Source organism: Neiella holothuriorum (assembly GCF_019457915.1).
Taxonomy (GTDB): domain Bacteria; phylum Pseudomonadota; class Gammaproteobacteria; order Enterobacterales; family Neiellaceae; genus Neiella; species Neiella holothuriorum.
Map to the genome: position 1 here is coordinate 149,910 of NZ_JAHZSS010000007.1, position 23,457 is coordinate 173,366.

Annotated in this window: 19 protein-coding genes and 2 tRNA genes; 9 read left to right on the forward strand and 12 right to left on the reverse strand. The window is 48.7% G+C overall.

Annotation, left to right across the window (positions count from 1 at the left end):
* Positions 1-42 precede the first annotated feature (42 nt).
* The 4 genes from K0504_RS08110 to yfcE all read right to left on the reverse strand — a co-directional run bounded on the left by K0504_RS08110 (position 43) and on the right by yfcE (position 3,834).
* On the reverse strand, positions 43-1,392 hold the full coding sequence (locus K0504_RS08110; protein ID WP_220103679.1) for an ATP-binding protein: 1,350 nt from the start codon (positions 1,390-1,392) through the stop codon (positions 43-45).
* Positions 1,389-2,057, reverse strand: a complete 669-nt coding sequence (locus tag K0504_RS08115; protein ID WP_220103680.1) for a response regulator — start codon at positions 2,055-2,057, stop codon at positions 1,389-1,391. Before K0504_RS08115 ends, K0504_RS08110 begins: the two co-directional genes overlap by 4 nt.
* Positions 2,058-2,400: 343 nt before the next feature.
* Entirely contained in the window at positions 2,401-2,994 is a 594-nt protein-coding gene (locus K0504_RS08120; RefSeq protein WP_220103681.1) for an outer membrane beta-barrel protein, read from the reverse strand.
* Positions 2,995-3,291: 297 nt separating this feature from the next.
* Positions 3,292-3,834 (reverse strand): phosphodiesterase, encoded by a 543-nt coding sequence (yfcE, locus tag K0504_RS08125; protein WP_220103682.1) that lies wholly within the window; start codon positions 3,832-3,834, stop codon positions 3,292-3,294.
* A 301-nt stretch (positions 3,835-4,135) separates the two neighbouring features.
* Between yfcE and K0504_RS08130 the strand changes: the two genes are divergently transcribed.
* Positions 4,136-5,887, forward strand: coding sequence for an autotransporter assembly complex protein TamA (locus K0504_RS08130; RefSeq protein ID WP_220103683.1), 1,752 nt, complete (start codon positions 4,136-4,138; stop codon positions 5,885-5,887).
* Positions 5,884-9,702: a translocation/assembly module TamB domain-containing protein gene (locus tag K0504_RS18555; protein ID WP_220103684.1), complete on the forward strand. Its 3,819-nt coding sequence runs from the start codon at positions 5,884-5,886 to the stop codon at positions 9,700-9,702. Before K0504_RS08130 ends, K0504_RS18555 begins: the two co-directional genes overlap by 4 nt.
* Before the next feature lie 44 nt (positions 9,703-9,746).
* On the opposite strand, the gene K0504_RS08140 is transcribed toward K0504_RS18555, so the two are convergent.
* Positions 9,747-11,300 (reverse strand): FAD-dependent oxidoreductase, encoded by a 1,554-nt coding sequence (locus K0504_RS08140; protein WP_318837952.1) that lies wholly within the window; start codon positions 11,298-11,300, stop codon positions 9,747-9,749.
* A 135-nt stretch (positions 11,301-11,435) separates the two neighbouring features.
* Positions 11,436-12,848, reverse strand: coding sequence for an exonuclease domain-containing protein (locus tag K0504_RS18560; protein WP_220103686.1), 1,413 nt, complete (start codon positions 12,846-12,848; stop codon positions 11,436-11,438).
* 203 nt (positions 12,849-13,051) lie between these two features.
* Here K0504_RS18560 and K0504_RS08150 point away from each other — a divergent pair, with 203 nt between their 5' ends.
* Complete coding sequence (locus K0504_RS08150; RefSeq protein WP_220103687.1) at positions 13,052-13,486, forward strand: hypothetical protein; 435 nt, start codon at positions 13,052-13,054, stop codon at positions 13,484-13,486.
* A 2-nt stretch (positions 13,487-13,488) separates the two neighbouring features.
* On the opposite strand, the gene ggt is transcribed toward K0504_RS08150, so the two are convergent.
* On the reverse strand, positions 13,489-15,237 hold the full coding sequence (gene ggt / locus K0504_RS08155; RefSeq protein WP_220103688.1) for a gamma-glutamyltransferase: 1,749 nt from the start codon (positions 15,235-15,237) through the stop codon (positions 13,489-13,491).
* A gap of 50 nt (positions 15,238-15,287) precedes the next feature.
* Positions 15,288-15,926 carry a hypothetical protein gene (locus tag K0504_RS08160; RefSeq protein ID WP_220103689.1) on the reverse strand — a complete coding sequence of 213 codons (639 nt, stop codon included), beginning with the start codon at positions 15,924-15,926 and terminating at the stop codon, positions 15,288-15,290.
* Positions 15,927-16,164: 238 nt separating this feature from the next.
* Between K0504_RS08160 and K0504_RS08165 the strand changes: the two genes are divergently transcribed.
* The 3 genes from K0504_RS08165 to K0504_RS08175 all read left to right on the forward strand — a co-directional run bounded on the left by K0504_RS08165 (position 16,165) and on the right by K0504_RS08175 (position 17,772).
* Positions 16,165-16,413: a hypothetical protein gene (locus tag K0504_RS08165; protein WP_220103690.1), complete on the forward strand. Its 249-nt coding sequence runs from the start codon at positions 16,165-16,167 to the stop codon at positions 16,411-16,413.
* A 61-nt stretch (positions 16,414-16,474) separates the two neighbouring features.
* Positions 16,475-16,840, forward strand: coding sequence for a dihydroneopterin triphosphate 2'-epimerase (folX, locus tag K0504_RS08170; RefSeq protein ID WP_220103691.1), 366 nt, complete (start codon positions 16,475-16,477; stop codon positions 16,838-16,840).
* 14 nt (positions 16,841-16,854) lie between these two features.
* Positions 16,855-17,772, forward strand: coding sequence for a TIGR01777 family oxidoreductase (locus tag K0504_RS08175; RefSeq protein ID WP_220103692.1), 918 nt, complete (start codon positions 16,855-16,857; stop codon positions 17,770-17,772).
* A 5-nt stretch (positions 17,773-17,777) separates the two neighbouring features.
* Here K0504_RS08175 and K0504_RS08180 read toward each other — a convergent pair whose 3' ends face one another.
* On the reverse strand, positions 17,778-20,258 hold the full coding sequence (locus tag K0504_RS08180) for an ABC transporter permease (protein WP_220103693.1): 2,481 nt from the start codon (positions 20,256-20,258) through the stop codon (positions 17,778-17,780).
* A complete protein-coding gene (locus tag K0504_RS08185) occupies positions 20,255-20,947 on the reverse strand; it encodes an ABC transporter ATP-binding protein (protein WP_220103694.1) in 693 nt (230 codons plus the stop codon). The genes K0504_RS08180 and K0504_RS08185 overlap by 4 nt, the downstream gene beginning before the upstream one ends.
* On the opposite strand from K0504_RS08185, the gene K0504_RS08190 reads away from it, so the two are divergent.
* From K0504_RS08190 to K0504_RS08200, 3 genes are all read left to right on the forward strand, one after another.
* Entirely contained in the window at positions 20,946-21,581 is a 636-nt protein-coding gene (locus K0504_RS08190; protein WP_220103695.1) for an arylesterase, read from the forward strand. The genes K0504_RS08185 and K0504_RS08190 overlap by 2 nt on opposite strands.
* A gap of 233 nt (positions 21,582-21,814) precedes the next feature.
* Positions 21,815-22,120, forward strand: coding sequence for a DUF3718 domain-containing protein (locus K0504_RS08195; protein ID WP_220103696.1), 306 nt, complete (start codon positions 21,815-21,817; stop codon positions 22,118-22,120).
* A gap of 493 nt (positions 22,121-22,613) precedes the next feature.
* The gene (locus K0504_RS08200) at positions 22,614-22,955 is read left to right on the forward strand and encodes a DUF3718 domain-containing protein (protein ID WP_220103697.1); all 342 of its coding nucleotides are present in this window, start codon (positions 22,614-22,616) and stop codon (positions 22,953-22,955) included.
* A gap of 173 nt (positions 22,956-23,128) precedes the next feature.
* Here the strand turns inward: K0504_RS08200 and K0504_RS08205 are convergent.
* Both K0504_RS08205 and K0504_RS08210 read right to left on the reverse strand, forming a co-directional pair.
* Positions 23,129-23,204 (reverse strand) — tRNA-Ala (locus K0504_RS08205).
* A gap of 8 nt (positions 23,205-23,212) precedes the next feature.
* A tRNA-Glu gene (locus tag K0504_RS08210) sits at positions 23,213-23,288 on the reverse strand.
* Between the last annotated feature and the right edge of the window lie 169 nt (positions 23,289-23,457).

Genomic DNA, 23,457 nt, shown 5'->3' on the forward strand with positions numbered 1-23,457 from the left:
ATGACAAATGCCAACTCCAAGCCAGTACATTTTAGGGGGTGCTTATTGGTCCCACCAGTCTTCAGCTGGCGGTAATTCAATCACAAAGCATGCACCTTCCAGCTCAGACTCTTCGATTCGAATATCGCCGCGATAGCTTTCAACAATGTCAGCGCATACGGCTAGGCCAATGCCTTGCCCTGTTGGTTTTTCATCGAGACGCACGCCTCGTTGGAAAACTTGCTCGCGACGAGACGGGTCGATCCCCGGGCCATCATCTTCAATACGAAGCTGTACGCCGCCATTGGCGAGTGGTATGTGCGATATCCGCAACTTAGAAATGGCATAGCGGAAGCTGTTTTCCAATAAATTGCCCATAATTTCCATCAGATCATCTTTGCCCATTGGCACTTCATCATCTTTGGAAATCAACTTATCGAGTGCAATCTGCTTATCGGCATAAATTTTATCGAGTAATTGGTGCAGGTTATCAACAATATCTAACAAAGGCGTCGCTTGTTTATTCAACGCTTGTTGACCTGTTAAGCCACGTTTTAGCTGATACTGCACCATGGCATTCATTTGGCTGAGGTTCGTCAGCAATTCATTTTGAACGTGCGGTGCGATGGAGTTTTCCTGACACACGACATTCATTGCGGCTAAGCGCGTCTTCAAACTATGAGCCAAATCGTTGAGGCTATGGCGATAACGTTGTGAACGGTGGATATTTTCTCCCATCACACTGTTCAAAGCCGTCACGACAGGTTTAAGTTCATAAGGATAAGCGGCATTCAGAGCCGATTGTTTTTGTTCGGAAACGCTTTGCAGCTCGCGCTCTAGGGTTTTAAGTGGGCGCATTGCCCAGCGAAACGTCATATACAACGCCAAACCGGAGCCGACTAAAAACAATACGACGGTAATTAATGATTTTTCAACAGACTCAGCACGCCATTGCTCATAGGCTTGGCCATCGCGCAGAGCAACAAACTCACCGCGGATGCCATTAAAGGTGCCAGATAGGACATGGGCAAAAAATAACTTTCCATCGTCAACCCATACCGGCGTCGTTAACGTGCCGGTATTGTTATCCTTAACTTGCTGACATAAATCATCCAATTCAAACGCTTTGGCTTGAACAGATTTCCAGATCACTTCGCCATAATCATCGCACAACGCGCCCATATAACCTTGTAGGGGCATTTGTTCAGATACCGTACCTTCAAAGCTGACGCCCTGCGTCACCATGGTTTCAATCACCATGGGCAAGCGTTCAAGCAAATCGCCGCCATATTCAAGGGCAAGGCTTTGCTGTTTGTCGTTGTAATAGACATTTGCTAAAGCCAAGGTCACAGCACTAATGATGGCCATCGAAACTAAGAAGTTTCGAAACCAGAGTGATCCGTTTGTTTTCATGTATTTATTAACCGATATCCTTGTCCGCGAATGGTGCTGATCGGCACATCAGGCAACACTTTCGCTAATTTTTTACGCAGCCGACTAATTAACACTTCAATAGTATTAGAGTCACCATCACCATCACGATATAAGGTGTCGATGAGCCGCTGCTTCGATACAACTTGTTCTGGGTGGCGAACGAAATACTCAAGAATTTGGTATTCAAATGCCGTGAGTTCAAGCACTTGTCCGTCAACCGATACTTCTTTTGATAACAAGTTTAACGTAAAGCCAGCACAATGTACCTCGGCTTTTACATATCCAGCACTACGTCTTACCAGTGCATTCAAACGCGCCAATAGCTCTGGTACTTCAAATGGTTTGACCAAATAATCATCAGCGCCAGCATTCAAGCCGTCGACTTTGTCTTGCCAGTTAGCGCGAGCCGTGAGGATCAGCACAGGGAATGGCTTTTCCTGCGCACGGAATTTTTTAATGAGTTGAATACCATCACCGTCGGGTAATCCCAAGTCGACAATGGCTAATTCTATCGGGTATTGCTCAGCGAAAAACAACGCATCCTTAACTGTTTTCACGGCATAAACCTGATTACCGGCATCTTGCAATTGCACGGTTAGGTGGTGATTCAGTATCGGATCGTCTTCAACTACCAATATAAGCATGTGTGTTTAACCTTTGGTGTTGCAACCACTTATGGTCTGGCATCTCAAAGCTGCCAATTATCAGCAATAAGGCTAGCCTAAAACAGGCTAAGCGCAGATGCCAGAAAGACCGTAACGTCGCATTTTAATAAGAAAATTTCTTTGATTTACAGCGCAGTTGCTGTGTTATTTTGAATGATACCGTCGGTTACTGAACACAAACTGAATTGTTTATCGAGTTGTTACGATTTCTAGATCATCGAGTAACAAAGAAAAAGGCCCGACAAGCGGGCCTTTTGAAATTGATCGGCTGGCAGGAGTCTAAAATAGCCTGCAAGCTCATCCAAGAATTTTTAACGCGCGATTAAAAGCGGTAGTTCACACCCATGAAGACCTGCTCGGTGCGATCTAATGCGAACTGCTCGCCGGTATTACCGTTTGTGCCGGAATAATCTTGTTTCAGATAACGGTAACCAATTTCAGTTTCCCACTGCTGATTGATACGGTAGTTTAAGCCTGCTTGGGCACCGTAAACCAAGTCATTGGAAGTGCCTGCACCATCATACTTGGTGTTGGCCATACCGGCACTGACACCACCAAAAGCACGCCAGCTATTATCATCCGTTAAGCTATACATATAGTCATAAGAGGCCAGAAGGTTCTTTTGATCATAATCGCCTGTTTTACTGCCGCCATTGGCTTCGGTGTAAGTCATGGTCAGACGATGCTGATCATTGTCACCGAGGTAGCGACCGGCTTTAAGCTCGTAACCCCAATCACGATCCTTTTGATCAAACGATGAGGTATCTGCTGGCATCGCGCCAGGAGCTTGTTCACTCTTACTCATTTGCTTATTAATAGCGCCACCAACGAACCAGTCATTAGTCGAATCATTTGCCAATACTGGCGAAGCAATTAAGGCCGTTGGAATGAGTGCCAAAAGAGTTTTATTTTTCATGAGATTTCCTTCTAAGGGAGTTTTGTTAACGCGGCGCTAGGTTAGCCTTTGAGACTGAACTCAACCTGAACCAAAAAAACGGAAGAAGAATAACTAAGAAACTGTTTTTAAAGACAAAAACAAAAAGCCCAGCAAAGGCTGGGCTGACACAAAAATGGGTCTAAGTTCAATATTCGAATGCGGGGATTTGCTGTTTTCTCGGTGCTAGTGAAGCTGCAACTTCACTCGCTGAGCGATAACAGTGGGGCTATCATACAAACCGAGTCTGAACTCAAACTGAATCAGTTAATCAGTCACTCAGAACCAATCAATCGCTATCATTTCTTGACCTGTCGCTAGCTCTCTTACGCTAAAGCGCTGCCCATCAAAATAGCCAAAACTAGCAACGTTACCCCCTTTAGGAATCGTCACCGAACCAGGATTAAACAGCAGTACATCATCTTCAATCGCTGCCACAGGCAAATGGGTGTGGCCAAAGACCAAGCCATCACCAGCAGCAAGCGGCGGACGATTGTCAGGCGAAAACAAGTGGCCGTGCGTCAAACACAGCCGGCGACCATTCACAATCAGCCAGTTGTAATCAGCCATCATAGGGAATTGGCAAAGCATCTGGTCAACTTCACTATCGCAGTTACCACGCACCGCAATAATGCTATCGGCATGTTTGTTGAGCTCTGTGGCTACCGCAGCAGGGTTATAACCTGCAGGCACAGGATTACGCGGGCCGTGGTTTAATACATCCCCCAACAGCATAATGTGCTTGGCATTTAGCTTGTCTTTAAATGCCAATGCAGCATGTAAAGAGTCAATACAACCATGGATATCTGAGATAAAAATCATGTCTAATTTCGCAGTCAACTAAACAAAGCCGCCATGGTAGTCATAAATGATGAAAGTCCCGTTGCTCAATATCAAACTAACGGGCGCCTTGGGCAAATATGCAAACACAGCGAGAACATCACACTAAACAGTTATTAATAGCCCACAAGTTATGACAAGCTTACCCCAACTAAATTTCAATCCGGTAGACTGATTGCATATACTCAGGGCCAAGCCAATGAGTTGTTCAGTTTAGCCGCAATGCCCAATAGCGCACTTAAGCCATCACTTAGGTCGCATGGAATCAGGAGCAAAAATAGCAGTGCCTTTTCGATGCTTTATTTTAGTGTTTGTTGCCTTGGTAGCCGTCATGCCGGTCAAGGCGGAAAACCTTAAGCTGACAATTAAAGCTGAAACCAAGCAACAACAGGACAATATTAAAGCTCACCTTGGTACGCTGCCCAGCTCCGAGCAACATCGCGCTAGCTTTGTGTTCAATGCTGAACCCGCAACAGAAAAAGCACTCGCCGCCCTTGGTTACTATCAGCCAGATATAGACATTAACCTCAACAAGCAAAAAGAGCCTTGGCAACTCACCATTACCGTGACCGCTGGCGTTGCTACTAAATGGCAACAGGTTGATGTCAAAATTACCGGCGAAGCGAGTGCTCTCAAACCATTTCAACGCATCGCGCAAGAACAAGGCCTCATTGAAGGCGAACGCGTTATTCATAGTCACTACGATCAAACCAAGTCTGCACTGGTGAGTCGTGCCGTACGTCTCGGTTTTTTTGACGGCGAAATGACCACGTCAAGACTGGAAGTGGATAGAAAGCGTCGACAAGCAAACGCCGTGCTTCATTATCACAGTGGCAACCGCTATCAATTCGGTGAGATTTCATTTGAAGGCTCAGATCTCGAGCCAGAACTGTTACAAACAATGCTTAATTTTCAGCAAGGTGATTCCTATAGCCTGACACAAATCACCGCGCTCAACCGCGCGCTAGTGCAAAGTGGCTACTTTGGCTCGGTCAAAGTTCTGCCGTTGATTGATCAGCGCAGCAACAACCAAGTACCTATTTTAATTAGCCTGACGCCTGCCAAAAGCCATAGTTTTGATGTTGGTGTTGGTTATGCCACCGACACCAAGCAGCGCGCATCAATCACTTGGCGAACACCACAAATTAACCGCTATGGTCATTCGCAAGAAACCAAAATCGAATATTCCGATGTAAACCCCTATGTTCGTTTCTTGTATGACATTCCGCTATCAAACCCCAATACCGATATTCTGCAGTTTGGCTTGGGGTTAGAGAGCAATGAATACGCCGACATTGAAAGCGAATTACGTCACGCCCGTATTGGCCGTAAAACCATTCACGAAGGTTGGGTACGGCAATATTATTTGCGCCACCTCGATGAGCGTTGGGACATTTTAGAAGATAGCGAAAAAAGTCAGTTCATTATGCCCGGCGTGACCTGGGCGAATACCAGCCGTAGCGGTAACCCAGTCGATCCTGAAGCTGGCTTGCGGCAATATTATTTATTGGAGTTTGCCTCCGATAAACTTCGCTCTGATGCCAATATTGCTCGCTTCGCGGCACAAATAAAATGGCTCAATCGTTTCAACGATAATCACCGCGTGGTGATTCGCACCGGCCTAGGCGCGAGTTATTTCGAAGATAAAGATCTCAGCGATGTGCCGCCGTCGCTCCGTTTCTATGCAGGTGGTGATGAAAGTATTCGAGGCTTTGCTTATCAATCATTGGGCCCCACCATTGATTACGAAGATGATGAAGGCAATCAACAAAAAATTACCGTCGGCGGCCGTTATATGGCAACCGGCAGTTTGGAATATCAATACTATTTAAATGATGAGTGGCGCGTCGCGGCATTTACTGACGCCGGTAATGCGTTTGAAGATTTAGAAGATAGCATTGACTGGGCCTACTCCGTTGGCGGAGGTGTTCATTGGTTGTCGGTTATTGGCCCCATTAAATTGGACATTGCACGCAGCATTAGTGAAAACAACCCCAAATGGCGGTTACACATAAACATTGGAGCAGAGCTGTGATTTGGTTACGCCGCAGCCTGCGTTGGCTGATTTACATTCCATTAAGCGCCCTACTTCTAACGGCGGTTTTGGTCTCCACCGAATTTGGTAGCCGGTTAGCGGTTGGCCTTGCCAGCACTCTAATTCCCGGAATAGATATCGACTATCGCTCTGGCCGCCTCAATGACGAAATAAGCCTCCATAAATTTGAGCTTGATTTAGATTTCCTGACCATTACGGCAATCGACGCAGATATTAGCTGGAACCCTTGGTGTAGCGTTCGCCAAGAGCTCTGTATCAATACAGTTCGAGTCACCGATTTTGATTTACGGCTCGACACCGATGAAGACGAACCTGCCAGTCCGTCTGCCAGTGCTGAATCAGTAGACGATGACACGCCCTACCAGCTCGACTTACCGTTTGCCATGCACATTAAGCAAGCTCAAGTCGCCAACGGCATCGTTCAAGTCGATGACATTATTATTCAATGGCAAGGCGCAACTGCATCCGCTCATCTATATGACGACACCATTGATATTCAGCAGGCTAACTTCACTTCCGGCTCAGTCCATGTCGATGCAAACACCACATCATCATCGGAGCAGCCAGCATCGAATTCAGCCTCGAACGAGCAAGCTTGGCCACTAGCTCACTTAAGTGACACCCGGCTCCCATTGAAACTATTTGTCGAACAAGCCTCCGCAGACCGGTTTGCCTTTGCCTATCAAGATTGGTTACAGGAGTCTTTTAGCAACATTACGATTGATGGCGACTGGCAATATGTGTCGGTCAATATCAAGCAAGTTGCATTTCACCACGAGCCCTACGGCAAACTTGATGTGGCCGGTGTCGCTGAGCTCAACCATCCCTATCCCATGCAACTTGATATCAAGTTAAGCCCCAGCGAGCTGCCAAGTTTCGCAGGATTAAACGGCAGCCAATGGCAAGCCACCATTGATGGCGATCTGAACAACCTGGTATTAGCCGCTAGCGAACAACAGCAATTGTTCTGGCAAATTCATGGTGATGCCGCTTTGGCAGACGAAAACCTACCATTCAATCTGACCCTCGCTGGCCAACAGATGATTTGGCCTGATGATCTCGAGCAATTGGTGCAGTATCAGGCTATTAACGGCCACGCTTCGGGCACTTTGGCACAACAGGATTTTGAGCTAACCGGTAAGTTTACCGGCACGGTTGCCGATGAACCGATGAAAAGTAATGTGGTACTAGCGGGCCACCACGCCAACCAGACCTTAACCATTACAACTCTCGAACTTACCGAGATTAATGAGGGCGGCAAGCTAACCGCCAATGGCCAGCTGCAATACAATATTGACCCTCACGCCACCTCCAGTGCCAGCACCAACGGAGACGAGTTGCAGTGGCAGCTCAATGCGAGCTTCGATCAGCTGCAATTACCTAAATTTGATCAAGCCGATAGCGCCATTATCTCAGGGCAACTTCAGCATCAGGGAAGTTTCACCAGCGTCACTGGCAACGCCGACCGGCCGCAACAATGGCAGTTAGCATTTGACGACACCCAAATCAGCGGCGAGTACATGGGCTTGCCCATGACGATACACGGAGATCTTGCTGTCAACGATCTGCTGCAAGGCCACGCCGATAACCTTCATGTTGAAGTTGCGGGTTCAACCCTGCAACTAAATGGCCGTGTTGATAACAATTGGCAGCTCAATGGCCAGTTACAAGGGCGTCAGCTCAAGCAATGGTTACCCGGTTTATCCGGTGATTTAGACGGTACATTTAGCGTATCTGGGCCTTACCAAGATCCGTTAATTTCTGTATCCGCAGCGATGGAGCGCGGCGGTTATGACTCAGCACTTCAATTTGAATTAGCGCAACTAGACGCCACCTATCAGCCACTGTCCGATCATCAACATCAGTTGCAATTAACCTTTATCGATACCGAGCTCGGCCACTTACCGAGCGAAAAATTAACAGCGAGCAGCTCCGGTACCTTGAGCCAACACCAGTTTGACATCGCCGGCCTTGGCGAGTTTGCTCCGATTGTTAAGCTGTCGGGTCAATGGCAAGCGCCACAACAGCGCTGGCAAGGGGAGCTTGCAGCAGCTCAATTTGATACATCTGCCGGTCATTGGCAGTTGAATAAAGCCGTTCAACTGGCTTTCCTCCAAGATCAGCAACAGCTTACAGTTAGTGCTCACTGCTGGCGTGCTAGTGATAGTGAGCTGTGTTTACAGCAAGATGCCACGCTAGGTAAGACCGGCAATGCCGATATCAGCCTGAAAATTTCTGGGCGCGATCTAACCCGCGAATTATTGCATGAAGACTATCAAGTACGAGGGAGTTTAATTGGTGAGTTGGACGCCCATTGGCGCGACGGGCAACCGGCCAACGCATCACTGCAACTGAACTCGTCTGATATTGAAATGTCGTTTCACAACCCACTGGAAGAGCAAACCCAAACCGTGGCCATTAACAGTGTCAACATTGTCGGCCAAATTACCGAGCAACAAACTAGCTTTGAACTGGGTATGGTCGCCCAGCATGGTTCGGAAGTTGATTTTAATGGCAGCCTTGAACATGAATCCGGCGCTCTACAGGCCAATATTGCTGTGAACAACGTCGAGCTCGGTCATTTCAAATCATTACTGCCCGATATTGAGCGCGTACAAGGTTTGCTAAAAGGCCAAGCCAAGGTGACAGGTACGCTCGAACAACCCGATATTCACGGCCAATTTAATCTGTCCGATGGCGTCATTTTGTTGCTATCTAACCCAACCCCAATTGATGCGCTTCAGGCTGAGCTTGTATTTGATGGTAACTCGGCGTTGATCAACACCAGTCTCAATCTTGGTGAAAACACCGCCACGCTAACCGCCGCTGCGGATTGGGCTGACGAATTTGAACTGCAATCGAATTTTCGCGGTGACAAGCTGAAGATCTTGCTACCGCCAGAGTCAGATTTTTTGGTGTCGCCCGATCTACAATTTAATATCGCCAACGGCCAACAATCACTGTCAGGCCGCATTGGCGTGCCGGCGGCCAATATTATCTTTCGAAGCCTACCCGATAGCGGTATCGACTTGAGTGATGATGAGGTCTTTATTGATCAAACATCGCAGCAGTCAACCTCCGCCACCAATTTAAGTGCCAAGGTGGACATTGAGCTTGGCGACGAAATTAAAGTTGAAGCGGTCGGCTTTACGGGGCGTATTGGCGGCCACCTCGAAGTACGCAAGCGAGTCAATGCGCCGCTGCAGCTTTACGGCCCGATTCAACTGCAGAGTGGTCGCTATCGTGCATACGGCCAGCGGCTGGAAATTCAAAACGACTCAGTGATCCATTTTAATGGCCCACCGAGACTCGCCAATCTTAACATTCGTGCGGCTCGTGAAATCAAATCGGCCGATGTGATCGCCGGTATTCATGCCACCGGCACCGTCGAGCAACCAACCATTGAATTCTTCTCGGATCCAACCATGGAGCAGCAAGAAATCCTGTCGTATATCGTCAGGGGGCGAGGGTTAGATTCAGATGACAACAGCAGCATGGCAGCTGCGGCCGCATTTGGCGTATCGGCTGCCGAGTCAATGGGGCTGACCAATTCGATGGAGCAGCTGACGGGTATTCAACAAGTCGCACTCGATACCGAAGGTGAAGGTGATGAAACCCAAGTAACCATTAGTGGGTATGTTGGCGAACGCTTTTACCTCAAATACGGCATGGGTGTATTTGAGCCAATCAATGAAGTCACCGTGCGCTTTTATTTGCTGAATCAACTTTGGCTAGAGACAGTGTCCGGCATCGAAAATTCTGCCGACTTGTATTACTCATTCTTTATTGAGTAATGCTTCTACTCAGCGTCATAGCTCTGCTCGTCAAGCTGGCGAACCTACCCCGTATGCGCCGATTGAATCGGCTCAGCCAGTGCTTCTGAATAATCACGTTGTGCCGCAATTTTCAGCGCCAGTTGAACAACGCCTTGTTGCGTTAAGCTTTTCGTCGCAGGAAAGTAATGCGAGCTGTTGACGGCTTCTACGTGCAAGTGTTGCGTTAAACCAAGCCGTTTGAGGTCGCCTAAAATGGCATCAGAAGCGGCGAGCGCTGACGATGCTTTAACGATCTCTGCGCGGGCATAACCGTCACTGCAAAACGACACATCCGCAGCGCGCAAGCCAGGATCAGTACCAGGTATTTGCTGTGCACCATATAACGGTTTAGCGGCGACCTTGGCGTTGGCAAATGCAGGAAAGAACTGCGAGGCGTGATTAACCGCCGCTTGTGTTCGGCTGGCGACTTCTTGCTCTGGCCATTGGTGTTCAATTTTGTTCAAAAATCGGGTTGAGAGCTTAGGCTGTGCACTAGTGGCATGACTAGCCACCAAGCCTCCTTCGAATAAGGTAATGTCGTGCGTCATCCCATGCAGTTGGAAAAATCCATTTGGGTATGGGGTTAGCTGTGCCATGCCTTGTGGCGTGCCGCGTTCGCCATGAATAATCACTTCCGGCCATTGCCCAAACGTATCTGGCCAATGCGCGACATAAGCAGCTTTAAATTCAACTAATCGCTGGCGCGGCAGATTCAACAAATCATCGATTTCGCCACTTCTAAAACCGCAAGCATTGACCACGTAATCGCAATCAAACAGGTTCAATGCGCCAGCGGAGTCTTTGTAGCTCAGCTGCCATCGCTTTGAGACGGCTCCATTTGTAGCCGGTGTACTATTTGTTGCGAGTGCATCATTTGTTTCCAGCGATCCACTTGGTGCAAGTGCGCCACTGGTGTCGGTGATCGCAACAATTTGGTGATTTAGGCGCAGTTCACAATCAGCAATAGATTTCATGGCTAAGGTTGCCGCGGCGGCAAAGCGAAAAGCACTAAGACCATATTCCTGCACTAAAAACACAGGGAATTGCAGCGTGTCCAAATTGACAGTTTTAGCCACTGGGATCAGCCAATCATCGAAGCCTTGCGCAACCTTAGGTGTTGGCCGCTTCGCAAGCGCTTCGAGTTGTTCACGCTCATAAGGTCGAAAATAATGCTCAGGGCTTCCCAACACTTCATTGGTTTCATCGTCTGCAACCAATTCTCGGTAACGTTGTTGAAGCTTATATAGCCGAGGCAGCAAAGCCGCTGGCGTGCTTTTATCGGTCGTAGGCAGCGCAATAACGGTAGGACGCCAATCAACACAGTGGCGAAAGACTTTGAGTGTATCGATGGACTGCTGCAACAACGTGAAGCATTGCTCATCAGAAATATCGCGATAGAGATTGCCACCCGCATGTAAATGACACATCGGCGGGCCGTTGACCAAGCTCGGGCCTTTTTCAAATAAGGTGGTTTTGATGCCCAATTCAGACAAGCGCAGCGCAATCGTTGAACCAGCAACACCACCGCCAATTACAGCAACTTTTACTTGAGATGAAGTTGGAATGCTCTGTGACACGAAGAGAACCATGAATATAACCGAAGCCCATATGTATAAAGCATTTTATGCGCCATTACGATAAAAGATCAGGGCGATGAACCAAATTTGTTTAGCGCCGCTGTCAAGCTGAACAATTATCGGTCAAATCAGCCGCTAATCTCCGGATGCGTCTGGCCACGCGGGTAACAACACAACGTCCGGCTTAGTTTTGCCACTAAAGAGGTAGCGTTGCAGTAATTGGTAGCTGTCGCGCTCAAATGTAAGTGCCGGTTGCTGCTGAGTTTGCCAGTCATAAAAGCTTTGCTCATCACTGACGGTAACTAAATGACACCACTGCCAAACCACATGAAACTGCTCTATGCCGGTAAAATCGTCTTTCTCTCGAATACCAATGGGTCCATCCCACGGCCAGCTTTTTAACTTCAAGCCCTGCAACGCAAGGTTCACTCGGGCGTTATAACTGGCGCAGTCTTCTTGTTGTTCACAGGCGCCTTTGCACTGTTCAATTTGGCGGCCAAAACACGGTCCAGTTGCAGTTTCCAGCCCCATTAGCGCATTGCATAACTGGTATGTACGCGTTAGTCCGGCGAGCGCTTTTTCGGCTTCTTTGCGCGTTTTGAATAAGCCAAAGTGCTGCGGTAACTGCGCCATATCGATGTCTTCTTCAATGCTGGCAATCAAATAACCGTGGCCGTTGTCTTGCAAACGAATGGTTTTTAACTCTTTTGCCGCCCGGCTCCGGCGATTATGGATCGGTTGCCGTTGTTTGATTTCCTGCAGCTCAAGTAATTGCGCCCCTAAATCACCGGCGGTTTGGGTGTAATCAATACGATAGACTTGCTGTGATAATTGTTGTGACTTATGCAGACGGTGATCGTCCTGAAAGTGACTGCTCACTCGCTGATAAATGTTGACGCTTTTGCCCACGTAAAGCAGCGCCCCGTCTTCGCCCCAAAATCGATAGACGCCGGGGCTAGTCGGTAACCCGTCCAATGCATCTGGCGGCAAATTTGGCGGCATGGTAGGTCGTAAGATGAGTCGATGTACGGCGTCATTTACCGTTTGCTCACCAAACTCAGCCATCGCATGTTGGTAAAAAGCAACGGTGGCAGCGGCATCGCCCATTGCTCGGTGTCTCGATTCGCAAGTTAAATGGTGCCGCTGGATCAGTTGATCGAGGCCGTGCTTGCGAAACTCAGGATATAGCGAACGAGAAAGCTTAACGGTACATAAGTTCCGAGCTTGCCATGGCCGCTGAATACGGCGAAATTCATTCTTTAAAAAACCATAATCAAAGCGCGCGTTATGAGCCACGAACACGGCATCATTGAGCTGGTGTTCAATCTCGGAGGCAATGTCGGCAAACAATGGCGCTTGCGCAAGCTGGGCATCCGTCAGCCCCGTTAAACGTTGAATAAAAGGAGACAGCTTTTGTTGTGGGTTGATTAGACTTGACCAGCGGCTGACTTCGAGGCCTTCGCGCACTCGAATCACCGCGATTTCAGTGATGCGATCTCGCTGAGCTACGCCGCCCGTTGTTTCTAAATCAACAAATGCTAAGTCCACTGGTTCGCTCTCCCGCGCTATCGTTTTAATGGGTCAGTTTAAGTTTGAGCAACCCGATAAGCGATTCGTCCACCTATCACTATTTGTCAATTGTGCCATGATTAAACAAGGATTAATTGTGGCTCGACCAATTACCGCAACTATTGAAAAGCCAATCGTAGCTCGGTAAGGTTCAGCCAATTCACCTTATTGAGAATCATTACATGCTCATTCGACTGTTAATCACTTTTCTTGCCGTACTGTCGCTTTGTGCCTGCCAGGAAGAAAACCCCAAACAAGATCCGGAAGACATTGCGGTCGCGTTCTTTCATGCGATTTATGTCGATGGTGATGTTGAAAAGGCGAAAAGCCTAGCAGGCCCAGAGCTTGCCGAATTACTTGGCCATTACCGCAACTTAGACGCAGTGAAGCGCCATATTGTTGGCATGGAAATGAGCAATCCGGAAATTGAAGTCAAAGATAGTAGCGCCGACTTCTTTCGTCGTCTTGACGAAGATGTGTGGGTCGAACTGCATTTTAAATCCGTGCAGGGTCGCAGCACGATCATGGATGTACGCGTGGTTCACCTGTCTCAGCAATTTGCCGAAAGCTGGGTGGTTGATAGCATCGATCCGGATCCTTTTGCCACCAACGGCTAAACTTAGTTCGCTACCGCTACACCTTCGCGGCGCGGATCTGCGCCGCCTAACCAGCCATTTTTAACCCGCTGAATACCATGCAAGCCCGAGTTCAGATCACGAACTTTGACCTTATAACCCATGTCTTCAAAAGTCTCGATGGTTTGCTCAGGCCAATTGCCCGTTTCCAACGCTAAATAATCGTTCCGATGAGAGACTCGCGGTAAGTTAATGGCCTGCTGTATATCCAAGTCACCATCAATCACCGCGATCAGCACCTGTGACACATAATTGATAATGCGGCTGCCACCTGGCGAGCCAACGACTAGATAGAGATCATCGTTGTCATCAAATACCATGACCGGTGCCATAGAGCTGCGCGGTCGTTTGCCTGCCAACACTGAATTGGCCACCAACACACCATTTTTAGCCGGCGAAAAAGAAAAGTCCGTCAGTTGGTTATTGAGTAAGAAACCGTTCACCATTAGGCCGCTACCAAAAGCCATTTCAATGCTACTGGTCATCGACACCGCGTTGCCTTGGCGATCAACAATACTCATGTGCGAGGTGCTCGGTAATTCCGGTGATTCATCATCGCCGCGCCTGGCATCTTCTACCGCGCCATGAACCGCTTTGGCCATGTTCTTTTTCGGGTCGATGAGTGCGCGACGCTCGGCTAGATAAGCTTCATCGAGCAAACCATCAATGGGCACGCGCACAAAGTCAGGATCGCCAATGTAATGACCACGATCGGCGAAAGCTAATTTGGAAGCTTGAGCAAAACGATGTACCGCCGGAATCGACAGAGAAGCCATATCCGCCATCGGCGAATCATTAAGCAATAACAATGTTTGTGCGACTGCGATTCCGCCAGAGCTAGGCGGCGCCATAGAGCATATTCGGTAGCCTCGGTAAGGCGCACACAAGGGTTCACGCAATAACGGCTGGTAGTTGGCCAAATCATCTGACGTTAAGTCGCCTGGATTTTGCGCTGCCGACTGTACGGTTGCGGCAAGGCGATCAGCCATTGGGCCTTCATAAAACGCTCGATGACCTTCATTGGCAAGAATGGTCAAGGTATTGGCTAGCGGTTTATTCACTAGTAATTGGCCCGCTTGAAGCGGCTTACCTTCGGGGTAAAAATAGCTAGCAGCCGGCTCTAACTTAGCCAACCCTGGGTTATGTCGTTTTGCTAATAAACCAGCCAACCGAGGCGACACCTCAAAGCCATTGCTGGCTAGCTCAATGGCCGGCTCGAATAATGTTTTCCACGGTAACTGCCCACCTTGCTCATGAGCTTGCGCCATCATCGCGACCACACCAGGCACACCTACCGAACGACCTCCGACCAACGCATTTAGCCATCCCATGGGCTGACCGTCAGGCTTCAAAAAGCGATTTGGTTTTGCCGCTGCGGGCGCAGTTTCTCGACCATCAAACGACAATAATCGATCGCCTTCAGCGTCAAAGAACAACATGAACGCGCCACCGCCAATACCACTGGATTGCGGCTCAACGAGCGTCAGCACCAATTGTGCTGCAATAGCAGCATCAATCGCTGAACCTCCGGCATTCAGTATGGTCATTGCTGCCGCTGAGGCGTGTGGATTCGCCGTCACAACCATCTGCTTGTCACCAACAACTCCTTGCTTTTTCTCGCGGTGCGTTGTGACTTCGGGATCGAGTTGCTCCTGTGCGGAAAAGGCTGTTCCCACACTCAAAAAAACCATTAAGGCAGCCGCTTTTACTAAGCGGCAAAGGTGTTGCGTCATAGAAAATTTCACAATAATTCGATTAGTCTGCAGTTAACGAGCAGGCGCCATTAAGGCTGTTGTTGTCGATGGGTGGCGATCGCTTGTTCGAGCTGTTCGATTTGTTCCGGCGTAAGCTCACCGTCTTTAATCATCTCGGCAATGTGGTTGACATACTCATGCTTCATTTTGCCCAAGAATTCACTGGTGTGCTGCTCTGCTTGCTTAGCTAACGCCACGGCTTCGTCATTCAGTTGGCCCATATTTTGTTCCAGCTTACGCTGGTACTCATCGGTATTTTCAGCCAAATCTTGCTGTAATTCGTTAAGGTCTTTGCCTAAGGATTTGAGCAAGTGATCGAGCGCATCAACACTGCGGCTCAGCTTGCCAGGAATTGGCGCTGGCGGCGGCGCCTCAACGTGCTCTAGCATGGCCAGAACCTCGGCGCGCAGCTCGTCAGGCAAAGATGCCAGCGAAGCTTGTAATTCAGCTGGTGTATTCAATTGTTCGGCAGGCAAGCTGAATTGATAAGCTCGCTGATCCGACTGCACATCTACTTTCATTTGCTCGGGTTGCGGAAACTCAACCTGAAGCTGCTCAAGCTTTTCTGGCGGTGAACAGGCTTGTAACAGACTCAAGGCAGCAACGCTCAGCAATGTAACCAGTCGTCGACCGCTCCGATTGATTCGATTCTGTTGCTGACTATTCATGATATTGAGCCTCATAACAGTTAGGCTCAATAACGTTCGAGCCAAAGTAGAAGATGAAAATTGATGGCTCAGTATACTCAAGCCACCCCGTCATTCCAGTGCAACGAAGCTTTGATTAAGAAAGGATTTAGCTAGTAACCATCTATTCACAGAATGTTTAGCAGATGTTAACACGGGTTATTTCTGATGCATTGATTATGCTAGGTTATAGCCAATTAACGCGAACAAGGAGTCTGTTATGTCTGGTACAACGCTGGTTTTTCTAATTGTGGTGACGGTGGTCATTGGCGGAGGCATTCTTCGTTTAATCGACAAGCGTATGAAATATAAAGATGGGCCGAAAATAGAAGCCCTTGAGCGCCAATTAAGCCTCCTCGAACAAGATACGATTGTTAGTCTTAAAAAACGGATCCAAGTGCTAGAAAAAATCGTAACGGATGAAGGATACGAATTGCGCCGCACCATCAGCAAACTCGATCAGTCATAACGCAGTCCAGTGGCTAACAAGCTCGGCGGCTGCAACCTCACTTCACTCACAAGGATTTTTTATGCAAGGTGCTATTGCGACCATACGAATTAAAAACTTACGCCTGCGGACTTACATCGGTATCAATGACGATGAAATCGCCAACAAGCAAGATGTGGTCGTTAACGTCGTCATCAATTATCCAGCCGACAGCGCAACGGAGTCGGACAACATGGACGACGCGCTCAATTACCGCACCATTACCAAACGAATTATCAAACTCGTGGAATCCAATCGTTTTTCGTTACTGGAAAAACTCACGGCCGACGTACTCGCCATCGCAACAGAGCATGCTTGGGTGATCTCAGCACAGGTCGAAATTGACAAGCCCCATGCGTTGCGATTTGCCGATTCGGTATCAATGAGCCTGAGTTACCAAAAAAGCTAAAAGGCGTTCAAAACATGCGAGTGTTAATCACCGGTGGCACAGGTTTTATTGGTCGACATTTGATTCGCGCCCTCCATCAACGTGGCGCTGAGATCACGGTGTTATCGCGCAATACAAAGGCAGCGTCAGTTCTGCTCGGGCCTAAGGTTAATGTGATTGATCATCTACCGTCGGCCAGCGAGCTCAACAATATTGATGCGGTGTTTAACTTGGCGGGCGAGCCCATTGCAGAGAAGCGCTGGAGTCAAAGCCAAAAGCGCAAGATTTGCGACAGCCGCTGGCAATTAACGGAGCAACTCGCCAACACCCTTGAAAACTGCGCCAACCCGCCCGTGTTCATTAGCGGATCGGCTATCGGCTTTTATGGCAACCAAGGCAATAACTGGGTTGATGAACACACGCCCATCGATGAAAAAACACTGCAGCAGGATTTTGCCCATCAGGTTTGTTTCCAGTGGGAACAAAACGCACTGCGCGTTGCTCAACTGACTCGAGTGTGTATCGTTCGCACCGGACTGGTGTTAGCGCCACAATTTGGCGCTCTGAAAAAGATGTTGCCACCTTACCGTTTGGGTCTAGGCGGCCCAATCGGCTCAGGGCAGCAATACATGAGCTGGATTCACATTGATGACATGGTGCAGCTGTTGTTGTTCTTATTGGATTCAGCCGATGCCCACGGCATTTACAATGCCACCGCTCCTCAACCGGCAACCAATGCAGAATTCAGCCGACAGCTGGCTGCCACACTCAACCGCCCACATTTCTTATTTACGCCAGCGCTACTGCTCAAACTGGCGCTCGGTGAAATGGCGCAGTTACTGATAGAGGGTCAGCGCGTTAAGCCAACGCGCTTACTTGATGCGGGTTTTAACTTCCAATACCCAGATCTTAGTTCAGCCCTACATCAGCTGCTTGATGAGCCAAAAGTCTGAGCGATTTAGCCGCCACTGATCTGTTGCCGCAACCGGGTCAACGCGCCTTCGCGTAACAACTGTCGACATTGCTGCCACCCTACCGCCGTAATAATAATGGCGGCAAATCCAGGCCCGATTAGCCATAAACTAAAATGAGCTTGTGCTGACAAGTTAAATAGCCAAACAAACAACCCAGCCAACAGCAGTTCAGTGGCAATCACGGCCACACCGCCCGCAATCAAACCTAATACCAGAAACTCAAACAAGGTACTACGCACCAATACCTTGCGCCTTGCGCCCATGGTTTGCATGGTGATCAACTCTTGTTGCCGCGCATCCATACCGGCACGGATCTGGGCAATAAGTAATAACGCAGCGGCAACCGTTACCAGTACCAACACAACGGTCATCGCTAAGGTCGATTGCTTGATGACCGATTCAACACGACTGATAGCTTCATCCACGTCGAGCAGGGTCACATTTGGAAATTGCCGCACCAAGTCTGCCGCTAAGCTGGTTTGATCTTTAGTCAGATGGAAGCTGGCCAAGTAACTCGCCGCAAACGGCGCTAACACGTCGTCAGACAAAATCATGTAGAAGTTGGGCCGCATGCTGTTCCAATCCACTTTTCGTAAACTGGTGACGGTAGCTGTTGCAGCGATACCCGCCATATCGAACGTTAGTACATCGCCGAGGTTGACGTCGAGCCGGTCTGCCAAGCGCGTTTCAATTGAAACCTCACCTGGGCCAGTTAAAAACGTGCCTTCACTCAGCTCGTTCCCCTCGGGTAACTCGGGTCGCATGGTGAGACTCAACTCGCGGCGAATACCGCGGCGGGCGTTGTCATTCTCTTTACTCACCAACTGTTGCACTGGCTCGCCATTAATTGCCGATAAGCGGCCGCGCACAATCGGGTACATGTAGCTGGTTTCAATCCCGTGGGACACCAGCCAATCGTCAAAAGCTTGCTGTTGATGTTGTTGAATATTGAGTGCGAACCGGTTGGCGGCACCGGAGGGTAATTGCTCACGCCATTGATTGAGCAAGTCTCCACGTACATAAAAAATGCTCATGACCATTAAGCTAGCCAGCGTGAAACCCGCTAATAGTAAACGATTTTCAGTCATCCGCCGCTGTACATTGCGCACTGCCAGTCGCCAACTGAGTTGCTGACCTTGGCTGACACGATTGAGACCGGCGATTAACCCCATACTGGCCAATGCGACAAGCACCAAGCTCACGACACCAACTAGCGCCAATAGGCCTGCCAGCTCCCAATCCTTAGCAAAACTTAACAGCAGGCCAAAAACAGCAATGCCTTGTAGTAACCGCCAGCGCCAACTGACTTGTTCATCAAGTTGAGCATTGCCTTGAATGAGAGCACTAGATGGCGTTGCAAGTAGCTGTTGGAACGGGCGCCAACAAAACAGTAAGCAACCGCCACAGGCGGCAATAACACTCAACAAAGCGGCACTGAGAACCAGTTCATTTTGTAAGTGCGGCATCACGGCTTTGACTTGATCGGCTAGCACCCACAAAGCTCCGTAAGAGCACGCAATACCGATGACCGTAGCCGAGGCCAACACGCTCGTCATAAGTGCCGCATAACGGCGAATGAGGTGCTTCCGGCTTTGACCAAAGGCTTTGAGCAAAGCAACTTCACGGCGCTGCCGCTCGGTAAAGCGGCGACAGATCACCGCCATTGCCGCAAGCGTGAGTAGCACCGTTAATAGGCCGGCTAAGCGTAGAAAAGTATCCGAGCGTTTGAGCGATTTAGATAACGCAAAATCATCATCCGTCACACCGCGATAGCGATAAATCTCGCTCAATTGCGGCTTAATCCATTCATCATATTCACTCAACGCTTGCTCATTGCCGGTTAGTAAATAGCGGTACCGTAAACGTGAGCCTGGTTGAACAATTTCAGTTGCCGCTACATCTTCTAAGCGAATGAGCAAAGAAGGCAAGTTACCAAACAGGCTAAAACCGGTATCTGGCTCTTGTAGCAACCAGCCAGATAGTTTGAATTTAGCAGCACCTACTTCAAGGCTGTCACCGAGTTCGATCTGCAACAAGTCACGCAAGCGTTGATCGGCATATACCTCACCAGAGTTTGGCAAACTAGATATTTGACCCTGTTCGGTCGCGGCGCGGAGCTCGCCCTTGGCAGGGTAATTGTCATCAACGGCTTTGGTCGAGACCAATTGCATTGGCGCATCAAGTCCTTCACCAGCAAACACCATGGAATTGAAGCTCCATTGCTCACTGATACGCAATTGGTGCTGCTCTGCGTGGGCGATCCAGTCGGCCTCGGCTGGACGAGTAGCACTAAGAATGCGATCGGCCCCCATCAACTCAGCACTCGTTCGAACCAGTGATTGCTGCATTAAAACGCCCACAGAGGTGAGGCTATAACAGGCAAATATGGCTAACAGTACCGAGCTAAATAGCAGCCAAGTTTCCGTTTGCCGCCAATGTTGCCAAACCGCTCTAAGCATCATCATGGTGTGATCTCCGCCAGCACACCAGCTTGCATGCGGTATTGAAATTGGCATTGGCGTGCCAGTTCGTTGTCGTGAGTCACAAGGATCAGCGTGGTTTTCAGCTCTGCGTGAGTGTCAAACAACAGTTGATTGATGGCTTCCCCCGTTTGACTATCGAGGTTGCCGGTTGGCTCATCGGCAAAAACCAGTTTCGGCGACGTGACAAACGCACGAGCAATCGCCACCCGCTGCTGCTCACCACCGGACAGCTCCGACGGTTTGTGGCCCGCGCGATCAGCAAGGCCCACTTTGTCGAGCCAGTGCATGGCGCGTTCGCGCGCATCAGCCAATCCCTGAAGTTCAGCAGGCAGCATGGCATTCTCAATTGCGGTAAGCGCAGGGAGCAACATAAATGACTGAAAGACAAAGCCAACCTGACCGGCACGAACCGCAGCACGTTCATCTTCATTTAGTTGATCGATACGTTGGCCTAATAAGGTCATCTGGCCATCGCTTGGCCGATCTAGCCCGGCTAGTAAACTGAGTAATGTTGATTTACCTGAACCCGATGCGCCCACGACACTCGCTGTTGTGCCTGACTTGACTTTCAAGTGCGTCGATTGAAGTATGGTCAGCTGATGATCGCGGGTCGCAACCAGCTTGCTGATCCCATCGGCGTGCAATACATAATCTGGAGTTTGCTTGGTCATGTGGAAACATCTCTTTTTTTGTTTTTTATTTGTTGTTACTGCAGGTCATGCCCAAACAGTACTGATCTACGGCGATAGTTTAAGCGCCGGTTATGGTATGGAGCCAGAACAAGCTTGGCCAAGCCTAATTGCTCAACGTTGGCAGCAGGACCAGCCTTGGACCATCGTCAACGCAAGTGTTAGTGGCGAGACCACACAAGGCGGCTTAGCTCGAATGCCGGCGGCGTTAGCAGCGCACCAACCGAGCTTGGTACTACTTGAGCTTGGCGCCAACGATGGCTTGCGCGGTTATCAGCTATCAGCCACTAAACAGAATCTCCAGCGTATGGTTGAGTTAAGTCAACAACAAGGCGCACAAGTGATTCTTGCTGAAATGATGATCCCGCCCAACTACGGCCCACGATATAGCAAAGCGTTTAGCCAAATTTACCGCGATTTGGCCACCGAATTAAATATCGAACTATTACCTTTTTTTCTGGAAACCGTAGCTGTTGAACAAACTCTGATGCAAGCCGATGGGCTCCACCCCAATGTAAACGCACAACCACTAATAGCGGATCTCATTGAGCCGTGGCTACATAAGCACTTATTACGTCAACAGATAGGGGCAAGCAAGCTCAAAAAGGCCCCCTAAATGTAACTAGTTATGAATATTGCAGGCTAAAAAACACAGTTTTATTGTTTCTAAACCAGCCTGCTGTTGGCTATCTCAATGACCTGCCAATAGTTTTAGAGATTGCATACAACATACTCATATTTCAGTGAAATATTCGGTCATTTTACTGCAACCCAAAATAACAATTGCTTCTCTACACTGCTCTGCGTGGACATAAAAACCCCCTACACAGATTTATGGAGAGCTTTGTGATGATAAAAAAATTAACCCTTACAGCAGCAGTAACAAGCCTAATGATTGCCACCGGTGCTAACGCAAGCATGGACCCTTTCATTGAAAAGGCGCTAGAGGATGTCTGTTATTCAGCTAAAAACGACCCAGTATGGAAATTACAACAAACCATGGAAAGCTACCGATTAGATGCCGATGATGTAGCCAATAAAGTGGTTTGTAATGGCATGCCAATATCCGAGTTTGCGGCGAGCCATAATTCTCATGAAACAGCTGCGTATTTAGGTGAGTATCGGGACCAAGACGATCTAATCGCCAAAAACTAACGCCATGCGACTTGTTGTTGCTCGGCCAAAACGATAAAGCCACCGAATGCTGAAAGGTGGCTTTACGTTTTACTGTTTGACCTTACGAATCAAGATCGCGCTCAGCAAATAATTTGCACGTTGAGTTCGCTAGCCTAGAAATTTCCCACTTCGGCAACTGTTGTTTGTACAACTTGCTCATGCCAACTTTTTCTCAATACCATCCAGCAAGAAAAAATCAAGTCTAGAACAATGACTCAAGACAATTAATTCGGGGTTTTGGGTGGTCAAAATGTAACCAATTGTAAATCTAGGTAAGCAGGCGTGTATTCGAGAATTCTTATCGATAGATAGCTGAATTAGCTAGCTTGCTGAGTATAGACACATTTAACATAGTTGCATGCAATATACCCATATTTCTAATGTATTTCTGTTACAAGTGGCAACAGTCATTTAAAAGAATCTGAGCTTTACTAATTGGTGTCTGCACCCAACCAGAAAGCTGGAGATTAAAATGAACAAGGTATGTTTAACTGTCGCGGCAGCGGCAATCGGATTGAGCTCTGCAGCAACCTCAACCGCTGCAATGGACTCTTATGTAGAAAATGCGTTAATTGATATTTGCCGCACCAGTCAACTTGACCGCGTCCATAAATTCAAACGCACAGTCGCGTCGTATCGACTGAAAATGAACACCGTCGCCAACAACGTAGTATGCAACGGCGATGATATTGGCACCTTTGCAGCTGAAGCTGGCGCTGTGAATACGGCTAACTTCATTCGCAACCGACAGACCGGCCACGTAGAAGTACGTGATCTGGCCAACAAGCTTGCAGTGACCGTGCCTCAAGCCTAACGCTTTTATCAACGCGAGTTGTAATAGAAACAAAAAAACCAGAACGAAAGTTCTGGTTTTTTTTATGTCCGAAGCGGAAATTTGCCAAAGTAATTGCAGTGCAGCCACTGACGGAATCAGAGCAAACAAAATTAAGTTAGTTGGAATAAGGAGTGTTGAAAACTAAGAGAGTTTGGTGGAGCTACGCGGGATCGAACCGCGGACCTCTTGCATGCCATGCAAGCGCTCTCCCAGCTGAGCTATAGCCCCGGAAAGAATGGTATCCCGTAGGGGATTCGAACCCCTGTTGCCGCCGTGAAAGGGCGGAGTCCTAGGCCTCTAGACGAACGGGACACACAAGTAGTGCGACCTTTTACGCCTGCCAGAGCAAGCGCTGGCCCAAACGCATCGATTCAGTTCAGATACGAAGAACTTTCCTAATGGAAAATGGTATCCCGTAGGGGATTCGAACCCCTGTTGCCGCCGTGAAAGGGCGGAGTCCTAGGCCTCTAGACGAACGGGA

Excerpts from the sequence above, each read along its gene's own strand:
- folX (WP_220103691.1), top strand. The coding sequence starts at position 16,475 with ATGCAAGGTGCTATTGCGACCATACGAATTAAAAACTTACGCCTGCGG.
- K0504_RS08185 (WP_220103694.1), bottom strand. The coding sequence starts at position 20,947 with ATGACCAAGCAAACTCCAGATTATGTATTGCACGCCGATGGGATCAGC.
- K0504_RS08180 (WP_220103693.1), bottom strand. The coding sequence starts at position 20,258 with ATGATGATGCTTAGAGCGGTTTGGCAACATTGGCGGCAAACGGAAACT.
- K0504_RS08115 (WP_220103680.1), bottom strand. The coding sequence starts at position 2,057 with ATGCTTATATTGGTAGTTGAAGACGATCCGATACTGAATCACCACCTA.
- K0504_RS08120 (WP_220103681.1), bottom strand. The coding sequence starts at position 2,994 with ATGAAAAATAAAACTCTTTTGGCACTCATTCCAACGGCCTTAATTGCT.
- K0504_RS08195 (WP_220103696.1), top strand. The coding sequence starts at position 21,815 with ATGATAAAAAAATTAACCCTTACAGCAGCAGTAACAAGCCTAATGATT.
- K0504_RS08150 (WP_220103687.1), top strand. The coding sequence starts at position 13,052 with ATGCTCATTCGACTGTTAATCACTTTTCTTGCCGTACTGTCGCTTTGT.
- K0504_RS08165 (WP_220103690.1), top strand. The coding sequence starts at position 16,165 with ATGTCTGGTACAACGCTGGTTTTTCTAATTGTGGTGACGGTGGTCATT.
- ggt (WP_220103688.1), bottom strand. The coding sequence starts at position 15,237 with ATGACGCAACACCTTTGCCGCTTAGTAAAAGCGGCTGCCTTAATGGTT.
- K0504_RS08190 (WP_220103695.1), top strand. The coding sequence starts at position 20,946 with ATGTGGAAACATCTCTTTTTTTGTTTTTTATTTGTTGTTACTGCAGGT.
- K0504_RS08175 (WP_220103692.1), top strand. The coding sequence starts at position 16,855 with ATGCGAGTGTTAATCACCGGTGGCACAGGTTTTATTGGTCGACATTTG.
- yfcE (WP_220103682.1), bottom strand. The coding sequence starts at position 3,834 with ATGATTTTTATCTCAGATATCCATGGTTGTATTGACTCTTTACATGCT.
- K0504_RS08160 (WP_220103689.1), bottom strand. The coding sequence starts at position 15,926 with ATGAATAGTCAGCAACAGAATCGAATCAATCGGAGCGGTCGACGACTG.
- K0504_RS08110 (WP_220103679.1), bottom strand. The coding sequence starts at position 1,392 with ATGAAAACAAACGGATCACTCTGGTTTCGAAACTTCTTAGTTTCGATG.
- K0504_RS08200 (WP_220103697.1), top strand. The coding sequence starts at position 22,614 with ATGAACAAGGTATGTTTAACTGTCGCGGCAGCGGCAATCGGATTGAGC.